Origin of the sequence: Aeromonas sp. ZOR0002 (assembly GCF_963866995.1) — a bacterium.
In the GTDB taxonomy this organism is placed as follows: Bacteria; Pseudomonadota; Gammaproteobacteria; order Enterobacterales; family Aeromonadaceae; genus Aeromonas; species Aeromonas caviae.
In genome coordinates, this window is the sequence record NZ_CAWMFQ010000152.1 from 2,316 (window position 1) to 5,282 (window position 2,967).

The window sequence follows — 2,967 nt, forward strand, 5'->3', positions numbered from 1 at the left end:
GCTGGCAGCAGTACCTCAAACCGGACGTGCAGCGCCAGGAGCTCGACGATGCGTTTCGCATCTCGGTGCCCATCGCGGTGCCCGGCATGGCCCGCAACTGGGCCATCATCGTCACCCTGCCCTACAAGGTGGTGCTGGCGGGAGCGGACGAGCTGGCACGCCAGCTCACCGACATGAACCGCGCCGCCATGACCCAGCAGCTCATCGGTGCCCTCATCGTACTGGCGCTGGCCCTTGGCACCATGCTGGTCATTGCCCGCAGCATCACGGGCCCCATCCGCCAGATGGTCAGCCTGGTGGATGACATCGCCGACGGCGACGGAGATCTCACCAAGCGCCTGGAGAGCCGCTCCCGGGACGAGCTAGGGGCCCTGGCCCGGGGCATCAATCGCTTCATCGACAAGCTGCAGGCCCTGCTCGGGGATGTGCAGAAGACCGCGAGCGAGGTCCATCGCCACGCCGGGGATACCGATCGCATCGCCGGCCAGACCGACAGCAACCTGCAGCATCATCAGGCCGAGATGGAGCAGATGCTGACCGCGGTACAGGAGATGTCCTATGTCAGCCAGGAGGTGGCCACCCACGCCAACAACACCGCCGACTCCGCCAAGCAGGCCCAGAGCGCGGCGGACGAGGGCAAGGTACGCTTCCAGCGGGTGATCCACTCCATGCACAAGGTGGCCGCCGAGGCGGGCAAGGGAGCCGAGGTGGTGGAAGGGCTGGCTCACGACAGCGAGCAGATCACCAGCATCCTCACCGTCATCCAGGGGATCGCCGATCAGACCAACCTGCTGGCGCTCAACGCCGCCATCGAGGCGGCCCGGGCCGGCGAGCAGGGGCGCGGTTTTGCGGTGGTGGCCGACGAGGTGCGCAAGCTGGCGGGCAACACCCAGCAGGCGGTGCAGAATACCCAGGAGCTGATCGACAAGATCCGCCACAGCTCCACCAACGCGGTCAACGCCATCCAGCAGAGCCAGCAGCTGACCCATCAGGCGGTGGGGGAAGCGGATCAGGCGGAGGCGGCCCTCGGCAGCATCTTCCAGGCCATCGCCACCATCAACGACATGACCTACCAGATCGCCTCCGCCGCCGAGGAGCAGAGCTCGGTTTCCGAGACCGTCTCCGGCAATCTGTCAAAAACCAGCGCACTGGCCAACGACATCGCCAGGGACGCCACCAGCACGGCCAACGCCAGTCAGGCCTTGCGTCAGGCGGCGGAACGTTTGCAGCAATTGTTGGGTCAGTTTCGTCTCAGCTGATAATTTTCATGCTCCGGACTCTCCCCCTCGGGGACGAGTCCGTTTACCATAGGCGGCATATTTGCCTGATGGCAGGCAATGTAGTGAGAGGTAAATGCCGTGCCCACCCCGGACCGTCGCCCACGTGGCCATAACAGACGAGCCCAGCAGCGTCGCCAAGACGAATCACAAGGAACCCTGCTCCAACGTATCAACGCGGCTACCCTGCCCCTGCGCCAGCGTCTCGGCCAGGGCATGAGTGGCCTGGGTCAGCGCAACAAGGAACCGAAGGCGGCCTCGTTCAAGCTGGCAAGCCCCCTGCCCCGCAAACACACCATAGGGTTGCTGGTGCTGATCCCGCTCTGGCTGCTGGTGCTGGCCTGGGAGCCCGCCCCCGCCGCCCCCACCACGGCGCCGTCAGGCTCTCTGGCGGTCCCCCTGGCCGTGCCGGCCCAGGCCCTGACCGTCGGCAACGCCGGTGAGCCCCAGGCCGCCAAGCCCGTCGAGGAAAAAGTGGATGGCACCTGGTTGCAGCACGACGTGCAGGCCGGTGAAACCCTCTACTCCATCTTCCGCAAGTTCGAGTTGCCGGGGGCCGAGCTCAGCCGGCTCATCGCCATCGAAGGGCCGGACAGGCCGCTGACCCGGCTGCAGTCGGGCAAGTCGGTGTTCATCCTGGTGGACACCAGCCGCCGCATCCAGCGGGTCGAGGTCCGCTCTCTCGGTCAGGTCAGCTACCGCTACGACCGCCAGGGGGAAGGGTTCGCCCTCAAGGAATAAGGGGGCTCGACCACACCCCCTTATGCAGACGGGAGGCCATGGCCTCCCGTTTTTTTTGATGTGAAGCATGAAACAAGCTGCTGACTTCACAATACTTTTAGCTCGCTCAAAAAATGAAAAGTGCCAAATTGACAAGGGATCGGGCTCCAGTACAATCGGTCAGGCTTTAGACAGGGATTGTGCTACATGCTACTGGGACAAAGAGACGTGGTCAGTCATGCTTCAACCCCTGACTTCCAGGCAAATGCTGCCCAACCAGGCTTAGTTTCATTTTGTTATAGATAGGACTTACCACATGTCTGACATTCGCACCGGCCAAGTAAAATGGTTCAACGAAACCAAGGGTTTTGGCTTCATCGAGCAATCCCAGGGACCGGACGTTTTCGTTCACTTCTCCTCCATCCAGAGCGCAGGTTTCAAGACCCTGGCTGAAGGTCAAAAAGTCCAGTTCACTGTGACCCAGGGCAAAAAAGGCCCTCAGGCCGAGAACGTCACCGTTATCTGAGCCAGCGCCAGTGAACCCGTAGGAGGAGCCATCGCCCCTCCTATTTTTTTGCCCGCGATTTCCCCTCCCCGATCGGCAGAGCTCTTGCCGGGCTTGCCATCCCCACCTGCAAGCCGTTTATGGCCGCCACAGCCGCTATAAATCAAAATGATGAGTTTTGGTTAAATGCCCCGGTTTTAACTTACACCGAGCCACTGTCTGTCATTCAGGCCCTGCCAAGCCTGTTAGCCGACCGCAAAGGGTTGTGCCCGATCTCCGGGAGGCTATTAGCAAGCAACACATCTTGGTCTTATGACTTGGGATGTGCGGGGAAGAGAGAAATCAGGCAAACGCCGGATACGACAAATCATCGCAGCGCGATGTGATGGGCAATTCAAAGGGATTATGAGAACGTCGAAGAGAGATTGGAGCGGGAAACGAGACTCGAACTCGCGACCCCGACCT

Annotated in this window: 3 protein-coding genes; all 3 read left to right on the plus strand. The window is 61.7% G+C overall.

All coding sequences use genetic code 11. The annotated features are described in order from the left end of the window. Positions 1–1,259: methyl-accepting chemotaxis protein (locus AACR77_RS09200; RefSeq protein WP_042880936.1), on the plus strand; the 1,259-nt coding region annotated here is incomplete at its 5' end. 99 nt (positions 1,260–1,358) lie between these two features. Then, positions 1,359–2,018 carry a LysM-like peptidoglycan-binding domain-containing protein gene (locus tag AACR77_RS09205; protein ID WP_010675484.1) on the plus strand — a complete coding sequence of 220 codons (660 nt, stop codon included), beginning with the start codon at positions 1,359–1,361 and terminating at the stop codon, positions 2,016–2,018. 295 nt (positions 2,019–2,313) lie between these two features. Continuing rightward, positions 2,314–2,523: a cold-shock protein gene (locus AACR77_RS09210; protein ID WP_005297820.1), complete on the plus strand. Its 210-nt coding sequence runs from the start codon at positions 2,314–2,316 to the stop codon at positions 2,521–2,523. The last annotated feature ends 444 nt before the right edge of the window (positions 2,524–2,967 follow it).